The organism is Proteocatella sphenisci DSM 23131 (assembly GCF_000423525.1).
GTDB lineage: Bacteria > Bacillota > Clostridia > Peptostreptococcales > Filifactoraceae > Proteocatella > Proteocatella sphenisci.
Window position 1 is genome coordinate 1 of sequence record NZ_AUID01000026.1, and the last position, 24,998, is coordinate 24,998.

Annotated in this window: 35 protein-coding genes and 1 pseudogene; all 36 read right to left on the reverse strand. The window is 38.0% G+C overall.

Annotation, left to right across the window (positions count from 1 at the left end):
* Positions 1-230, reverse strand: a pseudogene (locus tag G558_RS14200) (hypothetical protein); the annotation flags it as partial.
* Positions 231-428: 198 nt separating this feature from the next.
* Positions 429-770, reverse strand: a complete 342-nt coding sequence (rplQ, locus tag G558_RS0109660; RefSeq protein ID WP_028829983.1) for a 50S ribosomal protein L17 — start codon at positions 768-770, stop codon at positions 429-431.
* 16 nt (positions 771-786) lie between these two features.
* Complete coding sequence (locus G558_RS0109665) at positions 787-1,728, reverse strand: DNA-directed RNA polymerase subunit alpha (protein ID WP_028829984.1); 942 nt, start codon at positions 1,726-1,728, stop codon at positions 787-789.
* Between the two features lie 66 nt (positions 1,729-1,794).
* Positions 1,795-2,421: a 30S ribosomal protein S4 gene (gene rpsD / locus G558_RS0109670; protein ID WP_028829985.1), complete on the reverse strand. Its 627-nt coding sequence runs from the start codon at positions 2,419-2,421 to the stop codon at positions 1,795-1,797.
* 14 nt (positions 2,422-2,435) lie between these two features.
* Positions 2,436-2,831 (reverse strand): 30S ribosomal protein S11, encoded by a 396-nt coding sequence (rpsK, locus tag G558_RS0109675; protein ID WP_028829986.1) that lies wholly within the window; start codon positions 2,829-2,831, stop codon positions 2,436-2,438.
* 23 nt (positions 2,832-2,854) lie between these two features.
* Positions 2,855-3,223 carry a 30S ribosomal protein S13 gene (rpsM, locus tag G558_RS0109680; protein WP_028829987.1) on the reverse strand — a complete coding sequence of 123 codons (369 nt, stop codon included), beginning with the start codon at positions 3,221-3,223 and terminating at the stop codon, positions 2,855-2,857.
* A gap of 56 nt (positions 3,224-3,279) precedes the next feature.
* Positions 3,280-3,393 carry a 50S ribosomal protein L36 gene (gene rpmJ, locus G558_RS0109685; protein WP_025434559.1) on the reverse strand — a complete coding sequence of 38 codons (114 nt, stop codon included), beginning with the start codon at positions 3,391-3,393 and terminating at the stop codon, positions 3,280-3,282.
* Positions 3,394-3,411: 18 nt separating this feature from the next.
* Entirely contained in the window at positions 3,412-3,630 is a 219-nt protein-coding gene (gene infA / locus G558_RS0109690) for a translation initiation factor IF-1 (protein ID WP_028829988.1), read from the reverse strand.
* Complete coding sequence (locus tag G558_RS0109695; protein ID WP_028829989.1) at positions 3,623-3,916, reverse strand: KOW domain-containing RNA-binding protein; 294 nt, start codon at positions 3,914-3,916, stop codon at positions 3,623-3,625. The genes infA and G558_RS0109695 overlap by 8 nt, the downstream gene beginning before the upstream one ends.
* 6 nt (positions 3,917-3,922) lie before the next feature.
* On the reverse strand, positions 3,923-4,672 hold the full coding sequence (gene map, locus G558_RS0109700) for a type I methionyl aminopeptidase (protein ID WP_028829990.1): 750 nt from the start codon (positions 4,670-4,672) through the stop codon (positions 3,923-3,925).
* Positions 4,672-5,322 carry an adenylate kinase gene (locus G558_RS0109705; protein ID WP_028829991.1) on the reverse strand — a complete coding sequence of 217 codons (651 nt, stop codon included), beginning with the start codon at positions 5,320-5,322 and terminating at the stop codon, positions 4,672-4,674. Before G558_RS0109705 ends, map begins: the two co-directional genes overlap by 1 nt.
* A 21-nt stretch (positions 5,323-5,343) precedes the next feature.
* Entirely contained in the window at positions 5,344-6,618 is a 1,275-nt protein-coding gene (secY, locus tag G558_RS0109710) for a preprotein translocase subunit SecY (RefSeq protein ID WP_028829992.1), read from the reverse strand.
* Entirely contained in the window at positions 6,619-7,068 is a 450-nt protein-coding gene (gene rplO, locus G558_RS0109715; protein WP_028829993.1) for a 50S ribosomal protein L15, read from the reverse strand.
* A 17-nt stretch (positions 7,069-7,085) separates the two neighbouring features.
* Positions 7,086-7,259: a 50S ribosomal protein L30 gene (rpmD, locus tag G558_RS0109720; RefSeq protein WP_028829994.1), complete on the reverse strand. Its 174-nt coding sequence runs from the start codon at positions 7,257-7,259 to the stop codon at positions 7,086-7,088.
* A 34-nt stretch (positions 7,260-7,293) separates the two neighbouring features.
* Positions 7,294-7,794, reverse strand: coding sequence for a 30S ribosomal protein S5 (gene rpsE / locus G558_RS0109725; protein ID WP_028829995.1), 501 nt, complete (start codon positions 7,792-7,794; stop codon positions 7,294-7,296).
* 17 nt (positions 7,795-7,811) lie between these two features.
* Positions 7,812-8,180 (reverse strand): 50S ribosomal protein L18, encoded by a 369-nt coding sequence (gene rplR / locus G558_RS0109730; protein ID WP_084502885.1) that lies wholly within the window; start codon positions 8,178-8,180, stop codon positions 7,812-7,814.
* A gap of 27 nt (positions 8,181-8,207) precedes the next feature.
* Positions 8,208-8,750 (reverse strand): 50S ribosomal protein L6, encoded by a 543-nt coding sequence (gene rplF / locus G558_RS0109735; RefSeq protein WP_028829997.1) that lies wholly within the window; start codon positions 8,748-8,750, stop codon positions 8,208-8,210.
* A gap of 23 nt (positions 8,751-8,773) precedes the next feature.
* Positions 8,774-9,172, reverse strand: a complete 399-nt coding sequence (gene rpsH / locus G558_RS0109740) for a 30S ribosomal protein S8 (protein ID WP_028829998.1) — start codon at positions 9,170-9,172, stop codon at positions 8,774-8,776.
* Between the two features lie 28 nt (positions 9,173-9,200).
* Positions 9,201-9,386 (reverse strand): type Z 30S ribosomal protein S14, encoded by a 186-nt coding sequence (locus G558_RS0109745; protein WP_028829999.1) that lies wholly within the window; start codon positions 9,384-9,386, stop codon positions 9,201-9,203.
* A gap of 17 nt (positions 9,387-9,403) precedes the next feature.
* Positions 9,404-9,946 (reverse strand): 50S ribosomal protein L5, encoded by a 543-nt coding sequence (gene rplE / locus G558_RS0109750; protein WP_028830000.1) that lies wholly within the window; start codon positions 9,944-9,946, stop codon positions 9,404-9,406.
* 29 nt (positions 9,947-9,975) lie between these two features.
* Positions 9,976-10,281, reverse strand: coding sequence for a 50S ribosomal protein L24 (rplX, locus tag G558_RS0109755; protein ID WP_028830001.1), 306 nt, complete (start codon positions 10,279-10,281; stop codon positions 9,976-9,978).
* A 19-nt stretch (positions 10,282-10,300) separates the two neighbouring features.
* The gene (gene rplN, locus G558_RS0109760; RefSeq protein ID WP_028830002.1) at positions 10,301-10,669 is read right to left on the reverse strand and encodes a 50S ribosomal protein L14; all 369 of its coding nucleotides are present in this window, start codon (positions 10,667-10,669) and stop codon (positions 10,301-10,303) included.
* A gap of 26 nt (positions 10,670-10,695) precedes the next feature.
* The gene (rpsQ, locus tag G558_RS0109765) at positions 10,696-10,953 is read right to left on the reverse strand and encodes a 30S ribosomal protein S17 (RefSeq protein ID WP_028830003.1); all 258 of its coding nucleotides are present in this window, start codon (positions 10,951-10,953) and stop codon (positions 10,696-10,698) included.
* Between the two features lie 31 nt (positions 10,954-10,984).
* Positions 10,985-11,176, reverse strand: a complete 192-nt coding sequence (gene rpmC, locus G558_RS0109770) for a 50S ribosomal protein L29 (protein WP_028830004.1) — start codon at positions 11,174-11,176, stop codon at positions 10,985-10,987.
* Positions 11,166-11,609, reverse strand: a complete 444-nt coding sequence (rplP, locus tag G558_RS0109775; RefSeq protein WP_028830005.1) for a 50S ribosomal protein L16 — start codon at positions 11,607-11,609, stop codon at positions 11,166-11,168. Before rplP ends, rpmC begins: the two co-directional genes overlap by 11 nt.
* 29 nt (positions 11,610-11,638) lie before the next feature.
* Complete coding sequence (gene rpsC, locus G558_RS0109780) at positions 11,639-12,427, reverse strand: 30S ribosomal protein S3 (protein WP_028830006.1); 789 nt, start codon at positions 12,425-12,427, stop codon at positions 11,639-11,641.
* Positions 12,428-12,438: 11 nt separating this feature from the next.
* Positions 12,439-12,771: a 50S ribosomal protein L22 gene (gene rplV, locus G558_RS0109785; RefSeq protein WP_028830007.1), complete on the reverse strand. Its 333-nt coding sequence runs from the start codon at positions 12,769-12,771 to the stop codon at positions 12,439-12,441.
* A 33-nt stretch (positions 12,772-12,804) separates the two neighbouring features.
* On the reverse strand, positions 12,805-13,086 hold the full coding sequence (gene rpsS, locus G558_RS0109790) for a 30S ribosomal protein S19 (protein WP_028830008.1): 282 nt from the start codon (positions 13,084-13,086) through the stop codon (positions 12,805-12,807).
* A gap of 26 nt (positions 13,087-13,112) precedes the next feature.
* Positions 13,113-13,943, reverse strand: coding sequence for a 50S ribosomal protein L2 (rplB, locus tag G558_RS0109795; protein WP_028830009.1), 831 nt, complete (start codon positions 13,941-13,943; stop codon positions 13,113-13,115).
* 15 nt (positions 13,944-13,958) lie between these two features.
* On the reverse strand, positions 13,959-14,243 hold the full coding sequence (gene rplW, locus G558_RS0109800) for a 50S ribosomal protein L23 (RefSeq protein WP_028830010.1): 285 nt from the start codon (positions 14,241-14,243) through the stop codon (positions 13,959-13,961).
* Positions 14,243-14,866 (reverse strand): 50S ribosomal protein L4, encoded by a 624-nt coding sequence (gene rplD / locus G558_RS0109805; protein WP_028830011.1) that lies wholly within the window; start codon positions 14,864-14,866, stop codon positions 14,243-14,245. The genes rplW and rplD overlap by 1 nt, the downstream gene beginning before the upstream one ends.
* A 24-nt stretch (positions 14,867-14,890) precedes the next feature.
* Positions 14,891-15,517: a 50S ribosomal protein L3 gene (rplC, locus tag G558_RS0109810; protein WP_028830012.1), complete on the reverse strand. Its 627-nt coding sequence runs from the start codon at positions 15,515-15,517 to the stop codon at positions 14,891-14,893.
* A gap of 92 nt (positions 15,518-15,609) precedes the next feature.
* Positions 15,610-15,921: a 30S ribosomal protein S10 gene (rpsJ, locus tag G558_RS0109815; RefSeq protein ID WP_028830013.1), complete on the reverse strand. Its 312-nt coding sequence runs from the start codon at positions 15,919-15,921 to the stop codon at positions 15,610-15,612.
* 246 nt (positions 15,922-16,167) lie between these two features.
* Positions 16,168-17,415, reverse strand: a complete 1,248-nt coding sequence (locus tag G558_RS12985) for a DEAD/DEAH box helicase (protein ID WP_051188633.1) — start codon at positions 17,413-17,415, stop codon at positions 16,168-16,170.
* A gap of 96 nt (positions 17,416-17,511) precedes the next feature.
* A complete protein-coding gene (gene rpoC / locus G558_RS0109825; RefSeq protein WP_028830014.1) occupies positions 17,512-21,048 on the reverse strand; it encodes a DNA-directed RNA polymerase subunit beta' in 3,537 nt (1,178 codons plus the stop codon).
* A gap of 102 nt (positions 21,049-21,150) precedes the next feature.
* Positions 21,151-24,879, reverse strand: coding sequence for a DNA-directed RNA polymerase subunit beta (gene rpoB / locus G558_RS0109830; RefSeq protein WP_028830015.1), 3,729 nt, complete (start codon positions 24,877-24,879; stop codon positions 21,151-21,153).
* Positions 24,880-24,998 lie beyond the last annotated feature (119 nt).

Below are 24,998 nucleotides of genomic sequence, written 5' to 3' on the forward strand. Positions count from 1 at the left end.
GCTCTAATTCCTCTCATATTTGCGTAAAGCAATACTGCAAATAACATAATAGGGTTATAGCCTTTTCTTCCCTTGTTTGAGTATCTAGCCAGTAAGCTAGAAAAATCGAAATCCTCCAATGTATTTATTAGGGTATAGACTGGATCGTCAGCAGATAAACCTAAATTGTAAAGATTAAAATTAATAACCTGTTGTCCTTTTTCAAAAAATTGGTTATAATATTGTTTCATGAGTAGTTATATTATAAAATATAACGGGAAAAGATGGCAATATATTTTGTCATTTTTTTTTGCTTTTTTTTGCATTAAAAAAAGCGAACTAGTCGCTTTTTTCTTTGGGGGCTATTTCCCGACAGCCCCTTTATTTTTTTGGAATTATGGATAAAAAAAACACCCATCTCGGGTGTTTAATTCTGTTTAGTAAAGCTATTACACTAATTCGATTATTGCCATTGGAGCTGCATCCCCACGTCTTGGCATAGTCTTGATTATTCTTGAGTATCCACCATTTCTTTCAGCATACTTTGGTGCAATCTCATCGAACAGATTCTTAACTACAGTCTCGTCCATCATATATGCAAGAGCTTGTCTTCTGGCATGAAGATCTCCTCTTTTTCCAAGAGTTATCATTTTATCAGCCATTCTCTTTAATTCTTTTGCTCTGGTTTCTGTTGTTGTGATTTTTCCATGTTTCAACAGGTCAGTTGTCATATTTCTTAGAACAAGGTTTCTATGTGAGCTAACCATTCCAAGCTTTCTGTATTTTGCCATCTATGTCCTCCTTATCCTAGTCTTCGCTTGATTTTAGTCCAAATCCAAGCTCTTCTAGTTTTTGAATTACCTCTTCCAGGGATTTTTTACCCAGGTTTCTGACTTTCATCATATCATCTTCAGTCTTTTCTGTAAGCTCTTCAACAGTGTTGATTCCAGCTCTCTTAAGACAGTTGTATGATCTTACTGAAAGATCTAGTTCTTCTATAGTCATCTCAAGAACTTTTTCTTTTTTGCCTTCTTCTTTTTCTACCATTATTTCCATAGTGCTTAGGTTTTCACTAAGATTAATGAATAGATTAAGGTGTTCCACAAGTATTTTAGCAGCCAATGAGACTCCTTCTTGTGGATTTATACTTCCATCAGTCCACAATTCTAGTACAAGTCTCTCAAAGTCTGTTCTGGCTCCGACTCTTGTATTTTCTACTGAGTAACTGCACTTGTGTACTGGTGTATATATAGAATCAACAGGTATTACGCCTATTGGCATTGATTCAGATTTATTATTCTCTGCAGCAACATAACCTCTGCCTTTGTCAACGTATATTTCCATATACAGATCCGCGTCTTCTGTCAGTGTTGCTATGTGAAGGTCTTCATTTAGTATTTCTACTCCTGCAGGACAATATATGTCTCTTGCAGTTATAGTCCCTTCACCCTTGTGCTCAATTTTCAGAGTTTTAGGTCCGTCCCCTTCAATTTTCATTGAAAGTTCCTTTAAAGTCAGTATCAGCTCTGTAACATCTTCTTTTACACCTGGAATCGTTGAGAACTCATGAAGAACTCCATCAATCTTAATAGAAGTAACAGCAGCACCAGGGAGTGAAGATAGTAGAAGTCTTCTCAGTGAGTTTCCTACTGTGTGGCCAAAACCTCTTTCCAGTGGTTCGACTGCAAATTTTCCATAATTTTCTTTGAACTCCAATACATGAATATTCGGTTTTTCGATTTCTATCATTTGATTTTAACCCTCCTTGGATTATACAAAATATAATAGTTGCTGTTTACCGAGGGTACTAAGATTTTACTTAGAGTAAAGCTCGACAATAAGGTGCTCTGATACTTCAAGGTCGATATCTTCTCTATCAGGTATAGCTACAACTCTTGCTTTCATGTTTGCAAGGTCTGCTTCTAACCATTTTGGAGCTGTTCTTATAGCTGCCTCAACAAAGCCCTTAAATTTAGCTGATGATCTTGAACCTTCTTTAACTTCTATTACATCTCCAACTTTAACAAGAAGTGACGGTATATCAACTTTGTGTCCGTTTAATATAAAGTGTCCGTGCGTTACAAGTTGTCTTGCTTCTTTTCTTGAATTAGCAAGTCCCATTCTGTAAACTGTATTGTCAAGTCTTCTCTCAAGCAGGCTAAGTAGGTTTTCACCTGATTTTCCTGGCATTTTGTCAGCCTTTTCAAATAAGTTGTAGAACTGAGTCTCAAGTAATCCATATATTCTTTTAACTTTTTGTTTTTCTCTTAATTGCTCACCGTAGTTAGAAACTTTTTTTCTATTATTCTGACCGTGTTGTCCAGGTGCGTATGCTCTTTTAGCCATAGCACATTTGCCTGTATAACATCTGTCGCCTTTTAGGAAAAGTTTCATTCCTTCTCTACGGCATAGTCTGCATGATGCTTCTGTATATCTTGCCATAACTCTCCTCCTAATTACACTCTTCTTCTCTTTGGCGGTCTACAACCATTGTGAGGGATTGGAGTTACGTCTTTGATCATTGTAACATCTAATCCAGTTGCCTGTAGCGCTCTGATTGCAGCTTCTCTGCCTGAACCTGGTCCCTTAACAAATACTTCTACAGATTTTAATCCGTGCTCCATTGCAGCTTTTGTAGCTGACTCTGCTGCCATCTGTGCAGCATATGGAGTTGCTTTTCTTGATCCTTTGAAGCCTAATTGTCCAGCACTTGCCCATGATAATGCGTTTCCATGAACGTCAGTCAGTGTAACTATTGTGTTATTAAATGTTGACTGTATATGTGCATGACCTTTTTCTATATTTTTACGTTCTCTTCTTCTTACACGAGTAACTTTTTTTGGTTTAGCCATTTTTTTCCCTCCTTACTGATAGATTATTTCTTCTTCTTACGTCCTACTGTTCTCTTAGGTCCTTTTCTTGTTCTTGCGTTAGTCTTAGTCTTTTGACCTCTTACAGGAAGACCTTTTTGATGTCTGATTCCTCTATAGCATCTGATATCTCTAAGTCTCTTGATATTAAGTGCTATTTCTCTTCTAAGGTCACCCTCAACAGTGAATTCGTCTATAGCTTTTCTAAGATTGTTTACTTCTTCGTCAGTAAGGTCTTTAATTCTTGTATCAGGATTTACTCCTGTAGTAGCAAGAATTTTATGAGAAGTTTCTTTCCCAATTCCATATATATATGTCAGACCAATCTCAACTCTTTTTTCTCTTGGTAAGTCTACACCGGCAATACGAGCCATGTATTACACCTCCTATTTGTGAATTTTATCTGAAATTTTCATACAAATTTTAATTTTTAGCCTTGTTTCTGCTTATGCTTAGGATTTTCACAGATTACCATTACTCGCCCTTTTCTCTTAATGATTTTACATTTTTCGCAAATAGGCTTAACAGATGGTCTTACTTTCATCTTTTTTACCTCCTTGGTTTATTTCTTTCTCCATGTGATTCTGCCTTTAGTCAAATCATAAGGCGAAAGTTCAACCGTAACTTTATCTCCTGGCAGTATCCTGATGAAGTTCATCCTCAGTTTACCAGATATATGTGCTATTATTTCATGATCATTTTCCAATTTCACTTTAAACATTGCGTTTGGAAGAGCATCTAATATTGTTCCTTCAAGTTCTATTACGTCTTTTTTAGACATAAACTACTTCCTCCATTTCATTTCCTAGTCTCTTTAATTCTTTCCTGATTGTGGCATTTTGACTTTCCGGGTCGGTTGTTTCTTCATCAATCTGTATACTGGCCACGCGTTTCATATCATCTAAGTGTTTTGCATTTTTCAGCTTTGGAGTTTGTACCGTTTTGTACTTTCCATCTACTATATATACATACCCATTATCTGACAGTCCTATGACAATGAAGAGCCTGTTTTTATCTCTTCCAGAGTTACTTCTGACTATTTGACCTATTTCAAGCTTCTCCATCATTTGCTCCTATAGTTTTGTTAATATATCGGGTCCGTTATCTGTAATGGCTATAGTGTGCTCATAATGGGATGATTTCTTTCCGTCTATTGTTTTAACAGTCCAACCATCTTCCAATACCTGTACTTTATAGGTTCCTTGATTTATCATGGGTTCTATAGCAAGTACCATGCCGCTTTCGAGTCTAGGTCCTCTATCTGGTGGTCCATAGTTGGGAATCTGCGGATCTTCATGCAGACTTCTGCCGACACCGTGTCCAACGAATTCCCTTACTACTGAGAATCCAAACTCTTCAACGTGTGACTGAATTGCATGTGATATGTCTGACAACCTCTTACCAACCAATGCTTGTTCTATTCCTTTATAAAAACTTTCTCGAGTTTCTTTAATCAGCCTTGCATCATCTTCAGTTATCTTTCCTACAGGATGGGTCTTTGCCGCATCTCCATGGTAACCCTTGTACTCGGCACCAATGTCTATGCTTATTATGTCCCCTTCCATAAGGATGTCATCTTTTTTCGGAATTCCATGAACTACAACTTCATTTTTTGAAGCACATATGCTTGCAGGAAATCCTCCATAACCTTTGAAAGATGGTAAAGCATTATGCTTTATTATCGCTTTGTAGGCAATCTCGTCTAACTCAAATGTCGATATACCTGGTTTGATTGCTTCTCTAAGCAACTCATGCGTGTATGCTACTATCTTGCCGGCTTCTCTTATAAATTCGATTTCGTTTTTCGACTTTAGTATAATCATTAATCTTCACTTCCCAAAGCCAGCTTTATGTCATTGAATACTTTGCTTATATCCTGGTCGCCATTAATTGTAACTATGGTGCCTGATTTTGTATAGTAGTCAATTAGCGGCTGTGTCTCATCAAGATAAACTTGAATTCTCTTGGCTACTGTTTCTTCTACATCGTCAGTTCTCTGGTATAGTTCACCTTCGCAAACATCACATATTCCCTCAGATTTGGAAGGATTGAAGCTTATGTGGTAAGTCGCTCCACATTTTTTACAGATTCTTCTGCCTACCGCTCTTTCAACAAGATTATTCTTGTCTACTTGAATGTTTATAACTTTATAAATCTTTCCATTTAAGCTTTCAAGTACTTTGTCAAGCGCCTGCGCCTGGTTTACTGTTCTTGGAAAGCCATCAAGCAAGAATCCGTCTTTTACATCGTCTTGCTCAAGTCTGTCAGCCACAAGTTCTACCACTAATTCATCCGGAACAAGTAGGCCTTTATCCATATATTCTTTGGCTTTTTTACCAAGATCGGTATTTTCTTTTATATTCTTTCTGAATATATCTCCTGTCGAGATGTGCACAGCCTCATATGCATTTACAATATTGGCTGCTTGCGTCCCTTTACCTGCCCCTGGAGGCCCAAGTAATATAAGTTTCATTACAATCATCTCCTTTAAGGATTATTTTAAGAATCCTTGATAATTTCTCATCACTGTCTGTGATTCCAGCTGTTTAGCTGTTTCTATAGCAACTCCTACCACTATCAGCAGTGACGTTCCACCGAACTGAAAAGGCACGTTTGTAGCCTGATAAAGCATAGTTGGTACAGATGCTATTATAGCAAGGAATACAGCTCCTACGAATGTTAATCTGTTCAGTGATTTAGTTATAAAATCAGATGTTGGTTTTCCTGGTCTTATTCCTGGAATAAATCCGTTTGCATTTTTTAGATTATCTGCCACCTCAACTGGGTTGAATGTGATTGAAATATAAAAATACGAGAATCCTATTACCAGTACAAACTGTAAAAGCGAGAATACATATATTCCAGGTGCTTGAGTTCCATTAAACCACTTAGCTACAAATTGTGCATAAGTTGGATTTTTAATAAAAAGCTGAAGAACCTGTGGGAATGCCAGCAGTGAAGATGCAAATATTACTGGTATAACACCTGCCTGATTTACTTTAAGTGGCATATGCGATTGCTTGCCACCGTAAGTACTTCTTCCTACTGTTCTTTTTGCATACTGTACAGGTATTTTTCTAACACCTTGCAGTATCATTATAACTCCTACCACTATCAATATAGAAATAAGAAGGAATAACGCTATTTGTATATAATTGATCTGTCCTGCTTTAGCAAGAGCTATAGTCTGCTTTACGTCATTAGGGAATCTTGATACTATTCCAAAGAATATTATCATTGACATTCCGTTTCCTACTCCCTTTTCTGTTATCATTTCGCCCAGCCACATCAAGAATGCTGTTCCTGCTGTAAGTGTTAGGACTACTGCAACAGTAGACATTATAGAGTCTGACATTAATGCACTTCTGAACATACCAATGCTTAATGCAGTTGCTTGTATCAGTGCTAACATTATTGTTAAATACCTGGTCCATGAAGCAAGTTTTTTTCTTCCCTGTTCTCCGGATTTCTGCATTTCTTCCATTGAAGGTATTGCTACTGCCAGCAACTGTATTATGATTGAAGATGTAATGTAAGGGGTTACACTCAGTGCAAACAATGTAAAGTTGCTCAGTGCGCTTCCTGAAATAACATCATACAGTGCAAATGCTCCACCATGTTGATTTATTGCCTCTTTTACAACTGCAACGTCAATTCCTGGTACCGGTATCGATGAACCTATGCGAAATACTATCAGCATCAGAAACGTAAATACTAGTTTTTTTCTTAGTTCGGGAATTTTCAGTGCCTTCTTAAAAGTATTAAGCAATTAGATCACCTCAGCCTTTCCTCCAGCTGCTTCAATCTTGCTAGCAGCTGATCCTGTAAACTTGTTTGCTTTCACAGTAAGTTTCTTTTCCAGATTGCCGCTTCCTAATATTTTTATTCCGTCTTTTTCTATTTTTTTGATCGTTTTAGTTTCTTTTAATAGTTCCGCTGTAATTTCGGTTCCATCTTCGAATCTATTTAATACATCAAGGTCTATTACAGTATATTTTGTTTCAAAATCAACGTTGCTGAATCCTCTTTTAGGAAGTCTTCTCATTATAGAAGTCTGTCCTCCCTCGAATCCAGGTCTAACGCCTCCACCTGAACGTGACCATTGTCCTTTTTGACCTCTACCAGCTGTTTTACCTTGTCCAGTCGCTGTACCTCTACCAATTCTTCTCTTTGGCTTAACTGCACCGCCTTCTGCAGGTCTTAGTTCGTGTAGTCTCAACGCGTACACCTCCTTTATTAAGCTTCTTCTACTGTTACTAAATGACTAACTACATTTATCATTCCTCTGATTTGAGGATTGTCTTGTTTTTCAACTACTTGCTCTCTCTTAGTAAGTCCAAGAGCAATTAGAGTTTTCCTTTGATTAGGTCTTGTACCTATTGGACTTCTAGATAGTTTTATCTTAAGCAATGTTCTTTCCTCCTATCTTAAAAGGTCTTCGCCATTAAAGGTCTTCTACTTTTTTCCCTCTAAGAGCCGCTACGTCTGCTGCCAGTCTAAGCCCTTTAAGGCCTTCCATTGTAGCGTTAACCATGTTTCTTGGATTGTTGGTTCCTAAAGATTTAGCTCTTACATCTGTTAATCCTGCAAGCTCAAGTACTGATCTAACTGGTCCTCCAGCTATAACTCCTGTACCTTCTCTAGCGGGCATAATAAGAACGTTTCCTGCTCCAAATCTTCCTTTTATCTGGTGAGGAACTGTTGTTCCTACCATTGGAACTACGATTAAAGATTTTTTTGCATCTTCTTCAGCTTTTCTGATAGCTTCTGGAACTTCCATAGCTTTTCCAGTTCCTATACCAACGTGTCCATTTTTATCTCCAACTACAACCAGTGCAGCGAATCTAAAGTTTCTACCACCTTTAACAACTTTTGTTACTCTTCTGATTTCAAGAACTTTAGTCTCTATATCTAGTTGTTTTGCATCTATTTGCTTTGCGCGCATTTATTCTCCTCCTTCTCCTAGAATTCAAGGCCAGCTTCTCTAGCTCCGTTTGCAAGTTCCTGGATTCTTCCGTGGTAAATATATCCACCTCTGTCAAATACAACTTGCTTGATTCCTTTTTCTATTGCTCTCTTAGCAGCAAGTTCTCCCACTTTTCTAGCAGCTTCCTTATTTCCCGTATGCTCTACTGCTGACTTGATTTCTTTGTCTAAAGTAGAAGCTGAAGCAAGAGTTACTTTGTTTACGTCATCTACGAGCTGTACATATATGTTATTTGTACTTCTGAATACGTTCATTCTCGGTCTTTCAGGAGTTCCAAATACGTTTTTGCGGACTCTTTTGTGTCTAGCTATACGATTTGAGTTTTTATCTATCTTTTTGAACACCTTCATCACTCCTTTCGCTTTTATTTACTATTTCTTACCAGTTTTTCCTTCTTTACGTCTTACTTTTTCGCCTGAGTATCTGATTCCTTTACCTTTGTAAGGCTCTGGCTCTCTCCAAGCTCTTATTTTTGCAGCGTAGTTTCCTACAACTTGCTTGTCAATTCCTTTTACGATGATCTCTGTCTGAGTTGGAACCTCAGTCTCGATACCTTCTGGGTCTATCATTTCTACCGGATGTGAGAATCCAAGGCTCAGGTTAAGTGAATTACCTTGCTTTGCAGCTCTGTAACCAACTCCTACGACTTCCAGTTTCTTAGTATAACCTTCTGTAACACCTGTCATCATGTTGCTTAGTAATGTTCTTGTAAGTCCGTGTAGCGATTTATGTTTTTTCTGCTCAGTAGGTCTAGACACTGTTGCTATTCCTTCTGAAATCTCTATTTTCATATCTGGGCTGAACTGCTGAGTTAATGTTCCTTTTGGTCCTTTAACTTCGCAGAAGTTCTTATTATCCAGTTTTATTTCAACGCCTGCTGGCACTGTAATTGGTTTAAGTCCTATTCTTGACATTTAGGCACCTCCTTTGCATATTATTACCAAACGTAGCAGATTACCTCTCCGCCTATTCCAAGCTCTCTAGCTTGCTTGTCAGTTAGTATTCCTTTTGATGTGGAAATTATTGAAATTCCAAGTCCATTTAAAACTCTTGGTACTGAGTGACTATCTGCATAAACTCTCATACCCGGCTTTGATATTCTCTTTATTCCAGTGATTACTTTCTCACCATTTTTACCATACTTTAGTTGTAATCTGATAAGGCCTTGCTTACCATCTTCGATTACATCGTATCCTTTTACGAATCCTTCTTCAAGAAGTATTCGAGCTAATTCTTTTTTTATATTTGATGCAGGTACGTCAACATTTTCGTGTCTAACTGTGTTAGCATTTCTTACACGTGTCAGCATATCTGCGATTGGATCTGTCATTGTCATGATTTTAACCTCCTTCCATGGTTTACAATTACCAGCTTGCTTTTCTTACTCCTGGTATTTGTCCTTTGTAAGCTAATTCTCTAAAGCATATACGGCATATTCCGAATTTTTTCAGAACTGCGTGAGGTCTTCCGCAAAGGCTACATCTTGTATATTCTCTAGTAGGGTACTTTTGCTTTTTTGCCTGTTTAATTATCATAGCTTTTCTTGCCATGCTTTTTACCTCCTTTTTTACTTAGCGAAAGGCATTCCGTAGAGCTTTAGTAACTCTCTTGCCTCTTCGTCAGTCTTTGCTGTAGTAACGAATACAATATCCATTCCCCTTACTACATCTACTTTATCATACTCTATTTCAGGGAAAATTAACTGTTCCTTTATTCCAAGGGCATAGTTTCCTCTACCATCAAAAGATTTTGTGTTTACTCCTCTGAAGTCTCTTACACGTGGAAGTGATATATTAACAAGTTTGTCTACAAAATGTAGCATGTTATCTCCTCTAAGTGTAACTTTAGCTCCTATCGGCATTCCTTCTCTTAGCTTGAAGTTTGCAACTGATTTACTGGCTTTTGTTACAATAACTTTTTGTCCAGTGATAGTTTCAAGTTCTGATACTGCCGCATCAAGAAGTTTTACATTCTCCTTAGCTGATCCAAGTCCCATATTTATAACAACTTTGTTGATTTTTGGAATTTCCATAACGTTTGAGTAATTGAATTTCTCCATCATACCTTTGGCTATTTCGTTTTTATATTTTTCTCTAAGTCTTGAAGCCATTTATTTGCCTCCTTTCGTCCATTCTAAATCTATATCTGCTCGCCTGTTTTTTTAGAAACACGAACTTTCTTGCCATTCACTTCTTTAAATGATACTCTAACGCCTTTTCCAGCTTTTGAGTCATATGGCATTACATTCGAACTGTGAATTGCTGATTCTTTTTTTATAATTCCACCTTGTGGGTGGTCTTTGCTTGGCTTTTGGTGTTTTGTAACTACATTTACTCCTTCTACCAGTACTTTATCAGCACTAGGGAATACCTGCATTATTTTACCTTTTTTGCCTTTATCTTTTCCACTTATAACTACGACTGTATCTCCGCTTTTTATACGCACTTTCTAACACCTCCTTGAATTATAGTACTTCTGGTGCAAGTGAAATAATTTTCATAAACTGTTTATCTCTAAGTTCTCTAGCAACAGGCCCGAATATACGAGTACCTACTGGAGACTTGTCATCTTTGATTATTACCGCAGCATTTTCATCAAATTTAACGTATGATCCATCTTTTCTTCTTACGCCAGTTTTTGTACGAACAATAACTGCTTTCACTACTTTACCTTTTTTAACAACGCCGCCTGGTGTTGTGCTTTTAACTGAACAAACTATAATGTCTCCGATGTTTCCTGACTTTCTAGTCGATCCACCTAATACTCTAATACAAAGTAGCTCTTTTGCTCCCGAGTTGTCTGCAACTCTAAGACGTGATTCTTGTTGTATCATTGTATCTGCCTCCTTCCTGCTAAAATTTATTCAGCAGCTCTTTCTATTACTTCTACTACTCTCCATCTCTTATCTTTAGATAGTGGACGAGTTTCCATTATTTTCACACGGTCACCTGTTTTACAAGTGTTCTCTTCATCATGCGCCTTGAACTTTACAGTTCTCTTTACAGCTTTTCCATAAAGCGGGTGACGCACAAACTCAACTATTGATACTACAACAGTCTTATCCATTTTATCAGACGTTACATGTCCAATTCTGACTTTTCTATTTGCTCTTTCCATTATTCTTGACCTCCCTCCAAACAGGCTTTTGTTACGCTCTTTGTTTCTCGTTTAAAATAGTTTTTACACGAGCGATTTCTCTTTTAACGAACTTAACTTTTACAGGATTCTCAAGCTGTCCTGTTGCCAGCTGGAATCTAAGGTTGAATAATTCTACTTTAAGCTCTGTTAATTTAGTAGAAAGTTCTTCGTTAGTCATTTCTCTTAAATTCTTAGCCTTCATTCGTTTCACCAACCTTTACTTCAAAATCTGCTTTCGTCACGAATTTGCATTTAATTGGCAATTTGTGACTAGCAAGTCTCATGGCTTCTCTGGCTTTCTCTTCAGAAACACCCGATAATTCAAATAATATTCTTCCTGGTTTTACTACTGCTACCCAATACTCTGGGGAACCTTTTCCAGCTCCCATACGAGTTTCAGCAGGCTTTTTTGTTATTGGCTTATGTGGGAATATTTTTATCCACACCTTACCGCCTCTTTTTATATATCTGTTAATCGCTATACGTGCAGCCTCTATCTGATTTGCAGTTATCCACGATGGCTCCATTGCAACCAGTCCAAAATCTCCATAAGCAAGCTTATTTCCTTTTTGTGCAGTTCCTGACATATGGCCTCTATGCACTCTACGACGTTTTACTCTTTTTGGCATTAACATGATTGTTTCCTCCTTCCTTTGAATAAGACCTAGTTTTGGTCGTCTCTGCTAGCTGGTCTAGGCCCTCTTTTGTTGGGTCTATCACTTTTCTTAGCATTTGGATCAAAGTCTCTTCTCTTTGGTTTTCTTCCTGCATCTTTTGGAGATACTACTGGAGCACTGAAGTCTCTCTTAGGTCCTCTTCTTGATGGTAATATTTCACCGTGACATATCCAAACTTTTACACCAAGTTTACCATATGTTGTGTCTGCTTCTGCGAATCCGTAGTCAATGTCAGCTCTAAGCGTATGCAGTGGAACTATTCCTTCAGAATATCCCTCTGTTCTTGCCATCTCTGCTCCACCAAGTCTCCCTGCTGTTGCTACTTTTATTCCCTTAGCTCCTGATTTCATAGCTCTTTGCATTGCTTGCTTCATAGCTCTTCTGAATGCTATTCTACGCTCAAGAGCCATTGCTATGCTCTCTGCAACTAGTTGTGCATCTTTTTCAGGTCTTGATACTTCGATTATATTAACAAACACTGTCTTTCCCTTTGTTAATCTCTCGATATCTTTTTTAAGATCTTCTATTCCCTGTCCACCTTTTCCGATAACCATTCCAGGTTTTCCAGAGAATACATTTACCTTAACTTTTTGGCCTTGTCTTTCAATCTCTATTTTAGCTACGCCTGATAGGTATAGCTTTTTCTTTACAAAGTCTCTTATTACAGCGTCTTCTTTTATGAATGCTGCGAAATCACCTTTACCAGCGAACCATCTAGAATCCCAGTCTTTGTTGACTCCGACTCTCAGTCCGTGTGGGTTAACTTTTTGACCCATGCTATTTCCTCCTATCTCTCTTTTACTGTAACTCCGATATGGCTAGTTCTTTTTCTTATACCGGTTGCTCTTCCTTGTGCTCTTGGCATAAATCTCTTAAGAGTTGGTCCTTGGTTTGCACATATCTCTGCAACATAAAGTTTTTCTCTATCCATATTATTGTTATTTTCAGCATTTGCTGCTGCTGATGCAACTACTTTTGATATTATTTTTGCACTTCTTTGAGGCATATATTTCAAGATCGCTATTGCTTCGTCAACGTTCTTTCCTCTAACCAGTGAGCATACATATCCCGCTTTTCTTGGGGAAGTTCTCACGTATTTCGCTATTGCTTTCGCTTGCATGTTCCTTACCTCCTTCCTTATTATAAACAGGAATTATTTTCTCTTTGAAGACCTATCGTCGTCCTTATGTCCCTTGAATGTTCTAGTCGGAACAAATTCGCCTAACTTATGTCCTACCATATCTTCAGTTACATATACAGGAACGTGTTTTCTTCCATCATGTACTGCTATTGTGTGTCCCACGAATTCTGGGAATATTGTTGATGCTCTAGACCATACTTTGATTACAGTCTTGTCATTTGTCTTATTCATTTCTAATATCTTTTTGTAAAGTCCTTCGTGTACAAAAGGGCCTTTTTTAGATGATCTTCCCACTTATGAAATCCTCCTTTCAAAGGTTATTATTTCTTTCTTCCTGATACTATCATCTTGTTAGATGCTTTCTTTTTGTCTCTTGTTTTGTATCCTAGTGCTGGTTTACCCCATGGAGTTACTGGTGATGGTCTACCTATTGGTGATCTACCTTCTCCTCCTCCGTGTGGATGGTCATTAGGATTCATTACAGATCCTCTTACAGTTGGTCTGATTCCCATATGTCTTTTTCTTCCAGCCTTACCTATTACAACGTTTCCATGCTCTATGTTTCCAACCTGTCCTATTGTAGCCTTACAGTTTGCATTTACATATCTCATTTCTCCAGATGGAAGTCTCAGAAGTACATTTTTACCTTCTTTTGCCATTAACTGAGCTGAAGTTCCTGCTGATCTTACGATCTGTCCGCCTTTTCCTTCTTTAAGCTCTATGTTGTGGATTAGTGTTCCCACTGGCATGTCTTTCATCTTAAGGCAGTTTCCAACTTTTATGTCTGAGTCTGCTCCAGAATATATCATATCGCCAACTTTAAGTCCTACTGGAGCAAGAATGTATCTCTTCTCTCCATCAACATAATGAAGCAGCGCTATATTTGCACTTCTGTTTGGATCATATTCGATTCCAGCAACCTTTGCAGGCACCTGATCTTTATTTCTCTTGAAGTCTATTATTCTGTATTTTCTCTTAGCACCGCCACCTCTGTGACGAACTGTGATTTTTCCTCTTGAATTTCTTCCTGCGTTCTTTGTTAATGTTGCAAGAAGTGTCTTTTCTGGCTCGTGTTTAGTGATCTCATCAGAATTTAATACTGTAAGAGATCTAAGTCCAGGTGACGTAGGTCTAAATTTCTTTATAGCCATTTAATTCCCCTCCTTTTATACACCAAAGAACTCTATTTCTTTGCTTGCTGCTGTCAAGGTTACAACTGCTTTCTTGAAAGATGAAGTTTTACCTTCGTTCTTTCCCATTCTTTTAGTCTTTCCAGCATAGTTCATTGTGTTTACTTTTTCTACTTTAACTTTGAATATTTCCTGTACAGCTTTTTTAATTTCCGTTTTATTTGAGTTTTTCGCAACTATGAAAGTGTACTTTTTATCTTGTGCCTGTGTCATACTTTGCTCAGTAATTACTGGTCTTATTATGATATCTTGTGCTAGCATTATGCGTACACCTCCTCTACTTTTTCAATTGCTTTCCTTGTTATAACAAGCACGTCACTGTTTACAACGTCGTACACGTTAAGCATGTTAACAAATGAAATTTTTACTCCCGGAACATTTCTTCCTGATTTTACAACTACAGGTGAATTCTCTGCTGTTATTATCAGTGGTTTTCTTCCAGTGTTAAGTGCTGACATTACGTTAATAAAGTCTTTTGTCTTTGGCGCGTCCATAGCAAATTCATCTACTACTATCAGCTTGTTTTCAAGTGCTTTTGAAGTAAGAACACTCTTCATAGCCAGTCTCTTTACTTTCTTAGGTATTGCGTAGCTGTAATCTCTTGGTTTTGGTGCGAATACTACTCCGCCGCCTTTCCACTGTGGTGATCTCGTGCTACCTTGTCTAGCTCTACCAGTTCCTTTTTGTTTCCATGGCTTTCTTCCTCCACCACGTACTTCTGCTCTGGTCTTAGCACACTGAGTACCTTGTCTCTGGTTTGCTAAATAGTTTTTAATCGCTTCATAAACCGCATGCTCGCTCATTTCGATTCCGAATACGCTTTCTGATAGCTCTATTTCATCAACTTTTTTTCCGTTTAAGTCTAATACATCAACTTTAGGCATTTTTTATTCCTCCTTTCCTTCGCATTAACCTTTGATGGCTTTCTTTACTACTACTAAGCCCTTCTTAGGTCCAGGAATTGCTCCTTTAATTAGTATTAAGTTCTTGTCAGCGTCTATTCTGATTATTTCAAGATTTTGGATTGTTTTAGTAACAGCTCCCATATGTCCCGCAAGTTTTTTTCCTTTGAAAACTCTTGATGGGTCAGATGCAGCTCCCATTGATCCAGGTCCTCTGTGGTATCTTGAACCGTGAGTCATTGGTCCTTTTGACTGATTATGTCTTTTTATTGGACCCTGGAATCCTTTACCTTTTGAAGTTCCTGTTACGTCAACCTTTGATCCTACTTCGAACATAGTTACATTTAACTCTTGAGCCAATGTATAATTCGCAACATCTTCACTTCTGAACTCTCTAACAAATTTCTTAAGGCCTACTCCTGCTTTTGCAAAGTGTCCTTTTTGTGGCTTGTTAAGACTTTTTTCTTTAGTCTCTCCGAAACCAACCTGTACAGCCTTGTAACCATCGTTTTCAATAGTTTTAAGCTGTGTAACTACCATAGGACCTGCTTCTACTACTGTTACCGGAACCATTATTCCGTCTTCAGTGAATATCTGAGTCATTCCTAGTTTTTTTCCTAATATTCCATTCATTTTGGAAACCTCCTATTCTTACAGCGGATTGCTATGCAATCATTCTAAGATAAGGTATCTTTTATTGTAATACCTTAACTTCATTTCTTTAATTAAAGTTTGATTTCGATATCTACTCCTGCTGGCAGATCTAATCTCATCAGTGAATCTACAGTCTTTGGACTTGGATTCGAAATGTCGATTAATCTCTTGTGAGTTCTTATTTCAAACTGCTCTCTAGAGTCTTTGTACTTGTGTACCGCTCTTAGAATTGTGATTATTTGCTTCTCAGTTGGCAGTGGGATTGGGCCCGCTACTGAAGCACCTGTTGTTTTTGCAGTTTCTACAATTTTCTCAGCTGACTGATCAAGCATTCTGTGATCATAAGACTTTAATCTTATTCTGATTTTTTGGTTCTTAGACATTCTTCTTTACCTCCTATCGTACGATTCTCGTACGACTCGATCCGTAAACTGTCCCGGGTGTTTCGTAAACATCCGTAAAAAAACAGCCTTTTCGGCTCTAGTCGCCACATTCTTTGATGTTGCATGCTCCACGGAAATTCCCTGGACTTAACCAGCCACCTTCCGTTTCTACGCAATTCTTATTAAACACACTAATATATTATATAACAGTAGTTTTATAAATGCAACATTTTTTTTATAATTTTTTTATTTTTTTTTGTTAGGTCTTCTTTTGCGGTCAGATCTTGGTGCTTCCGCTCTTGGATTCCTGGATTTTGTATTGTTTTTTGTGTTGATTTTATCTTTCTCAGGTACTGACATTACTATCATAGGGTAGTTATGCTCGTCATTGACAACAATTTTCTTTCCTATAAGCTTTTCTATATCTTTTAGATATGGTTTTTCTTCTATATTACAAAAAGATATGGATATTCCTTCAAGTCCAGCTCTTCCTGTACGACCTATACGATGAACATAAGTTTCAGGTATATTTGGAAGGTCATAGTTGAATACATGTGAAAGTTCTTCTATATCTATTCCCCTGGCTGCCAGATCGGTAGCTACAAGTACTTTGATTTTTCCACTCTTAAATTCGCTAAGGGCTGCCTGCCTTGCATTTTGAGATTTGTTTCCATGGATAGCTCTTGCATTTATTCCTGCTTTTATAAGTTCTTTTACAAGTTTGTCTGCTCCATGTTTAGTTCTTGTAAATACCAGCGATGATCCTATATTTCCGCTTTTAAGAAATTCAATCAGCAGTCTGTGTTTGTTGTTTTTATCTACAAAACATACTGACTGTTCAATTGTGTCAGCTGTTGAAGATACTGGAGCTACTTCAATTTTTACCGGGTTTTTGAGTATTTTTGAAACCAGGTTTTGTATTTCTGAAGGCATTGTTGCTGAAAAGAACATAGTCTGTCTTTTTTCTGGAATCATCGTTATGATTTTTTTTACATCATGGATAAATCCCATATCAAGCATCCTGTCTGCCTCGTCAAGAACAAAGATTTCCAGACTTTTCAAATCTACTTCTCTTTGAGAAGCAAGGTCTTTGAGCCTTCCTGGGGTTGCAACAAGTATGTCTACACCTCTTCTAAGCTTTTCAATCTGTGGTTTTGCAGACACTCCTCCAAAAATCACGCAGTTTTTAATTCCTGTATGTCTTCCATATGCCTCTATGCTTTCATAAATTTGAAGAGCAAGTTCTCTTGTAGGAGTTAATATCAGGGCTCTTATCTTCTTTTGTTTTCTATCTTTGTTTTGAATTAGCTTATTTAGTATAGGCAGTGCAAATGCAGCTGTCTTTCCTGTTCCCGTCTGTGCACATCCAAGTATGTCTCTGCCCTCAAGAGCTGGCGGGATTGCTTGTTTCTGAATTGGAGATGGTTTTTCATAACCTTCTTCAGTCAAAGCTTTTAGTAATTGTTTTTCTAGGTTTAATTCTTTAAATTTCATATTTTTTCCTGACTCTTAATAAACTTAAAGGACCTGTCATCGCTTATACAGATGACAGGTTCCTGTTTTAATTGTATTTTTATTATTATTATTATTTTATAGAGCTATATTATCTCCATCTTGCTTGGGATAATTTGGTGTCTCTTCAAGGTTTGTTATGTGGATTGATTTGTATCTCTTAAGACCTGTTCCTGCAGGAATAAGCTTTCCAATTATAACATTCTCCTTAAGACCAATAAGATTATCCTTGCTTCCTTTTATTGCTGCTTCAGTAAGGACTCTTGTAGTTTCCTGGAATGATGCTGCTGACAAGAATGAATCCGTCGCAAGAGAAGCTTTTGTAATTCCAAGAAGAACTTGCCTGAAAGTTGCCGGCTCTTTGCCTTCATCTTGAAGTTTTTCATTGGTTCTTCTTACTTCAGCAAGACTCATAAGTGCTCCTGAAAGGAATGTAGAGTCATTAGGCTCTTCAATCTTAACTTTACTAAGCATCTGTCTTGCTATTATCTCTATATGTTTGTCGTTTATATCAACACCTTGAAGTCTGTAAACTCTTTGAACCTCTTTTACTATATAGTCCTCTACTCCAATTACTCCGTTTACCCTCAGTATATCGTGTGGGTTTATAGATCCTTGAGTAAGCTGCTCTCCAGGCTTTACGCTCTGGTCTGCTTTTACTTTGAGTATTGCACCGTATGGTATCTGATATTCATGTTCTTCCCCAGATTCAGTAGTTACTATTACGTCTTTACGTTTTCCGTTTTCGACTAATTTTACTGTTCCTGAAACTTCGGTTATAACAGAGAGTCCCTTTGGTTTACGAGCCTCAAAAAGCTCCTCAACCCTTGGAAGACCTTGAGTTATATCTCCACCTGCAACTCCTCCTGTATGGAATGTTCTCATTGTAAGCTGTGTTCCTGGCTCACCTATAGACTGGGCTGCTATGATTCCAACAGCTTCTCCTACGTTTACATTTTTTCCTGTTGCAAGGTTTCTTCCGTAGCATGTTGAACATACTCCATGTTTAGATTTACAGTTAAGAACTGTACGAAGAATAAGTGTTGTTATTCCAGATGCAACTATTTCTTCTGCCACATCTTCAGATATTTCTTCGCCTTTTCTTGCTATTACTCCTCCATTTGTTGGATGAGGTACATCTGAAACTGGGTATCTTCCAACTATTCTGTCGTAAAGATTTTCTATAACTTCGTTTCCATCCTTGAATGCACTTACTTCGATTCCCTCTGTCGTTCCACAATCTATCTCTCTTATGATGACATCTTGTGATACGTCAACAAGTCTTCTTGTAAGGTATCCTGAATCGGCTGTACGAAGCGCTGTATCGGCAAGTCCTTTTCTAGCTCCGTGTGAAGATGTAAAGTACTCAAGTACTGTAAGTCCTTCACGGAAGTTTGATTTAACTGGAATCTCAACTGTCTTACCTGAAGCATTGGCCATAAGTCCACGCATTCCTGCAAGCTGTCTGATCTGGTTCTTAGAACCCCTTGCTCCTGATACTGCCATTATATTTATATTGTTTAGTGGTCCAAGGTTTTTCATAAGAGCATCTGTTACAAGTTCTGTTGTTGCAGCCCATGTTTCTATTACTCTTTCGTATCTCTCTTCATCTGACATAAGACCACGTTTAAAGTTCTTTTCGTATTTTGCAACTTTTTCTTCTGCCTGTCTTACAAGGTCGTGTTTCTCTTTTGGAATTATCATGTCTGCAACCGACACCGTCATGGCACCTTTTGTAGAATATTTGAATCCCAGATCTTTTATTTTATCAAGCATAAGAGCAGTTTGCGTATTTCCATGTTTTCTGAAACACTTGTCTATTACTTTCCCGATTTGATTCTTTGCAAGTACAAAGTCTACTTCAAGAGAGTACTTGTCTACGTTTCTATCTACATATCCAAGGTTTTGAGGGATGTTATCGTTAAATATGAATCTTCCTACAGTAGATTCAACAAGTTGTCCCTTATCATTTTCATCAAGCTTTACTCTTACCTTTACTCTTGCATGAAGATTTACCTGTTTGTTATCATAGGCCAGCATCATTTCATCAAAGTCTTTGTATATAGATCCTGAGCCCTTTACATCAGGTTCGTCCATTGTAAGGTAGTAAGCTCCAAGAACCATATCCTGTGAAGGAGTAGTTATAGGAGAACCGTCTTTTGGAGCCATGATGTTATTTGGTGATAGCATAAGGAATCTACACTCCGCCTGAGCTTCAACTGAAAGCGGAACGTGGACTGCCATCTGGTCTCCGTCAAAGTCTGCGTTGTAGGCTGTACATACAAGTGGATGAAGCTTTATGGCCTTACCTTCCACAAGTACTGGTTCAAATGCCTGGATTCCAAGTCTGTGAAGCGTAGGGGCTCTGTTTAGAAGTACAGGGTGACCCTTAATTACTTCTTCAAGTACTTCCCATACTTCTGGTTTGACTTTTTCTACCATTCTCTTTGCATTCTTTATGTTTTGAGCATAACCTTTTTCAACAAGTCCGTTCATTACAAAAGGTTTAAAGAGTTCAAGAGCCATCTTTTTAGGAAGTCCACACTGATAGAATTTCAGATCAGGTCCAACAACGATAACCGAACGTCCAGAGTAGTCAACTCGCTTACCAAGTAAGTTTTGACGGAAACGTCCCTGCTTACCTTTTAGCATGTCAGAAAGCGACTTAAGCGGTCTGTTTCCAGGACCAGTTACCGGTCTTCCTTTTCTACCATTATCTATAAGTGCATCTACTGCCTCTTGAAGCATCCTTTTTTCATTTCTTATGATTATGTCGGGTGCACCAAGCTCAAGTAGTTTCTTTAGTCTGTTGTTTCTGTTTATAACTCTTCTGTAAAGGTCATTAAGGTCAGAAGTTGCGAATCTTCCTCCATCAAGCTGAACCATTGGTCTTAGCTCTGGCGGTATTACCGGAATAACATCAAGTATCATCCATGAAGGATCATTGCCTGACTGTTTAAAGGCCTCTACAACTTCAAGTCTTCTAATCGCTTTTATACGCTTTTGTCCACTTGCATCTTTAAGCCTGTTCTTAAGGTCTTTTGAAAGTTCCTCAAGATTCAGCTTTTGAAGCATATCTTTTACCGCTTCAGCACCCATCTTGGCAACAAAGGAATTTCTTCCATTTGCCTCAATGGCATCTCTGTATTCTTTTTCACTGAGAAGTGCATTTTCAGTAAGGTTGGTCTCACCCGGATCTATAACTACATAAGAAGCGAAATAAAGTATCTTCTCAAGCAGTCTTGGAGACATATCCAAAAGAAGTCCCATTCTTGATGGTATTCCCTTGAAGTACCATATATGCGAAACTGGTGTTGCCAGCTCTATATGGGCCATTCTTTCTCTTCTTACTTTTGCTCTTGTGACTTCAACACCGCATTTATCACATATTACGCCTTTATGTCTGGCTCTGTCTTTTTTGTACTTTCCACAGTGACATTCCCAGTCTTTCTGTGGTCCAAATATAGCCTCACAGAAAAGACCATCTTTTTCGGGCTTTAATGTTCTATAGTTAATTGTTTCAGGTTTTTTTACCTCACCAAAAGACCATTCTCTTATCTTCTCTGGCGATGCTAATCCTATTTTGATCGATTCAAAATTATCTAATTCAAACAAGGAGTGCAGCTCCCTTCTTCTATATCTTAAACTGGAAGTAAATTTAGGTTAACACTATTTTAAGGAATAAACCGCGCTATATGGCGCAGTTTATTCTTCAGTTTATTCTTCAATTTCCTCTTCTTCAACAATAAAGTCATCTTCGAAGTCTTCGTCATCTTCTTCATCCATATATTCAAGTTCAAATCCTGGACTTTCTTCAATAATCGAAGCATCCTTTGTGATATCTACTTCAATCATATCGTCTCTATCTTCGTCTATATATATTGAATCGTCTTTTATTTCGATATCGTCAGTGTCTTCTCTAACCTCGACCTCTTGTTCGTCTTCTGAAAGAAGTTTTACATCCAGGCATAGAGACTGAAGTTCTTTTATAAGAACTTTAAAGGATTCTGGTATTCCTGGCTCAGGTACATTTTCACCTTTTACAATTGACTCATATGTCCTTACTCTTCCTACTACGTCGTCTGACTTAACTGTAAGAATTTCCTGAAGTGTATGTGCTGCTCCGTATGCCTCAAGAGCCCAAACCTCCATCTCTCCGAATCTCTGTCCACCAAATTGAGCTTTTCCTCCAAGTGGCTGCTGAGTTACAAGTGAGTAAGGTCCTGTAGATCTTGCGTGAATTTTATCGTCAACAAGGTGATGTAGTTTCAGCATATACATGTAGCCTACAGTAACCCTGTTATCAAAAAAGTCTCCTGTTCTTCCGTCCTGGAGCTGTATTTTTCCATCTTCAGGATATCCAGCCTCTCTAAGAGCCTTGAATATATCATCCTCGTTTGCTCCGTCAAATACTGGAGTTGCAACGTGCCATCCAAGCTGTTTAGCTGCAAGGCCCATATGGACCTCAAGTACCTGTCCTATGTTCATACGAGAAGGTACTCCAAGTGGGTTAAGAACAATCTCAAGTGGTGTTCCATCTGGCATAAAAGGCATATCTTCTTCTGGAAGAATACGAGATATTACACCCTTATTACCATGACGCCCCGCCATCTTATCTCCGACATTTATTTTTCTTTTTTTGGCAATATAGCATCTTACAAGTTCGTTAACTCCAGCTGGAAGTTCGTCGCCATTTTCTCTTGTAAATATTCTTATATCTACGATTATCCCTGATTCTCCATGAGGAACTTTCAGTGATGTATCTCTTACTTCTCTTGCTTTTTCTGCAAATATTGCTCTTAGAAGTCTCTCTTCAGGTGTTATCTCAGTCTCTCCTTTGGGAGTTACTTTTCCAACGAGTATATCTCCAGATTCAACCTCAGCACCTATTCTGATTATCCCTCTTTCGTCAAGATTTTTAAGTGCATCATCTCCGACATTTGGGATATCTCTTGTTATTTCTTCAGGTCCAAGTTTTGTATCTCTTGCTTCTGATTCATATTCTTCAATATGGATTGTGGAAAGTCTGTCTTCTCTTACAAGCTTTTCATTTATCAGTATAGCATCCTCGTAGTTGTAGCCTTCCCATGTCATGAATGCAATAAGGCAGTTTCTGCCCAGCGCTATCTCTCCAAGGTCTGTAGAAGGCCCATCAGCAATAACATCACCTTTTTCGATGATTTCGCCCTTTTTAACTATAGGCGTCTGATTTATGCAAGTTCCCTGGTTTGAACGTTTGAATTTGAGAAGTTTATAATAGTCCTTTGTACCAGCTTCATTTTTCACTACTACCTGGTTTGCAGAAACTTTTTCAACTGTTCCAGCTTGTCTTGCAACTACAACCGCTCCAGAGTCAACAGCAGATCTGTACTCTATAGCTGTACCTATCATAGGAGCTTCTCTTCTTACAAGAGGTACCGCCTGACGCTGCATGTTTGATCCCATAAGGGCTCTGTTGGCGTCGTCGTTCTCAAGGAAAGGTATCATGGCCGTAGCTACCGAAACAACTTGCTTAGGTGAAACGTCCATTACGTCTACTTTATTTCTGTCTATAAGCTGTACGGAACCATTTACAGTTCTACAGGCAACTCTCTCATTTACAAACTCTCCATTTTCAGCTAATGGTTCATTTGCCTGAGCTCTTATATATAAGTCTTCTTCATCTGCTGTAAGATACACTATTTCAGGCGTAACAATTCCAGTAGATTTGTCTACTTTTCTGTATGGCGATTCTATGAATCCATATTCATTTATTTTTGCATATACCGAAAGTGAGTTTATAAGTCCGATGTTTGGCCCCTCGGGAGTCTCTATCGGGCACATTCTTCCGTAATGCGAGTAATGTACGTCTCGAACCTCAAATCCTGCTCTATCTCTTGAAAGTCCTCCAGGTCCAAGCGCTGAAAGTCTTCGTTTGTGTGTAAGCTCAGAAAGCGGGTTTGTCTGGTCCATAAACTGTGACAACTGCGAAGAACCAAAGAATTCTTTTATGGCAGCAGTAACTGGCCTTATATTTATAAGAGTGTTAGGAGTCAGTTCCATGGTCTCTTGAACTGTCATTCTTTCTTTAACAACTCTTTCCATTCTGGAAAGCCCTATTCTGAACTGATTCTGCAGAAGTTCTCCTACAGACCTTACTCTTCTGTTTCCAAGATGGTCTATATCGTCAAGATTTCCTACTCCACTGAATAAGTTGAACTGATAGCTTATGGAAGCTACTATGTCTTCAATTACTATGTGTTTTGGTACAAGTTGACGTTTTCTTTTTTCAATAAGGTTTCTTCTTTCCTCAGGGTCATCTGTCTCTTCCAAAATCTCCTCAAGTACTTTGTATCTTACTTTTTCTTTTATCTTCAAATCGCTTATATCAAAATCAATATGTTTTTTAATATCTACGAATCTATTTCCAACAATTTTAACCTCTTTGCCTTCATCGCCTTCGACGAATACAGCTTCAAGGCCCGTGTCTTCAATTGAATCTGCTTGTGCGAATGTCAGTCTGTGACTTGCTTCAAATAGTATTTCTCCTGTATTAGGGTCTACTACATCTCTTGTCAGTTTCTTTCCATGAGCTCTGTTGGCAATTGAAAGTTTTTTATTGAATTTAAATCTTCCCACCTTTGCAAGGTCATATCTCTTGGGATCAAAGAAAAGGGAATTTATAAGTGAATCCGCACTTTCAAGCGTAGGCGGTTCACCAGGTCTTAATTTTTTGTATATTTCTATCAAAGCTTCTTCTCTTGTAGTAGTACTGTCTTTTCCAAGAGTAGCTTCAAGTCTTTCATCGTCTCCAATAAGTTCTCTTATCTGTTCATTGCTTCCATAACCAAAAGCTCTGAGCAGCATCGTTATTGGCTGTTTTCTATCTCTGTCAACTCTTACAGAAACTATGTCATTAGAATCCGTCTCATACTCCAGCCATGCTCCCCTGTTGGGTATAACTGTAGCTGAAATCAATCGCTTACCTGATTTGTCAATTTCCTGAGAGTAATATACACCCGGAGATCTTACAAGTTGACTTACTATAACTCTCTCTGCTCCGTTTATAATGAAGGTTCCCTTGTCAGTCATAAGTGGGAAATCTCCAAGGAACACAGGGTCTCCACCCTCATTTTTAACTATCTTGGAACCATCCTCGTCAGGTACTGTAAGTTTCACTTTAACCCTTAACGGAGTAGCATAGTTCACGTCTCTTTCCTTGCTCTCTTCAACGCCATATTTGGGTTCATTCTCCAAATAATAGTCTATAAATTCAAGCTTGATGTTTCCAGTATAATCTTCTATTGGGAAAACTTCCTCAAATACTTCTCTAAGTCCTTCCTCGATAAACCACTTGTATGAATCCAACTGTATCTCAATAAGATTCGGCAGACTCGTAACCTCGTTAATCTTCGAAAAACTCATTCTCTTTCTTCTCCCGATTTGCACAGGATGTGGATATTGCATTCAGACTTCACCTCTCAATTAATAAAAAAAGAATTTCTAATTAGACATACGTCCCCATTATTATTCCATAGCATTATATAAATATATCATATTGAAATGCTTTTTGCAATAAATTTTTA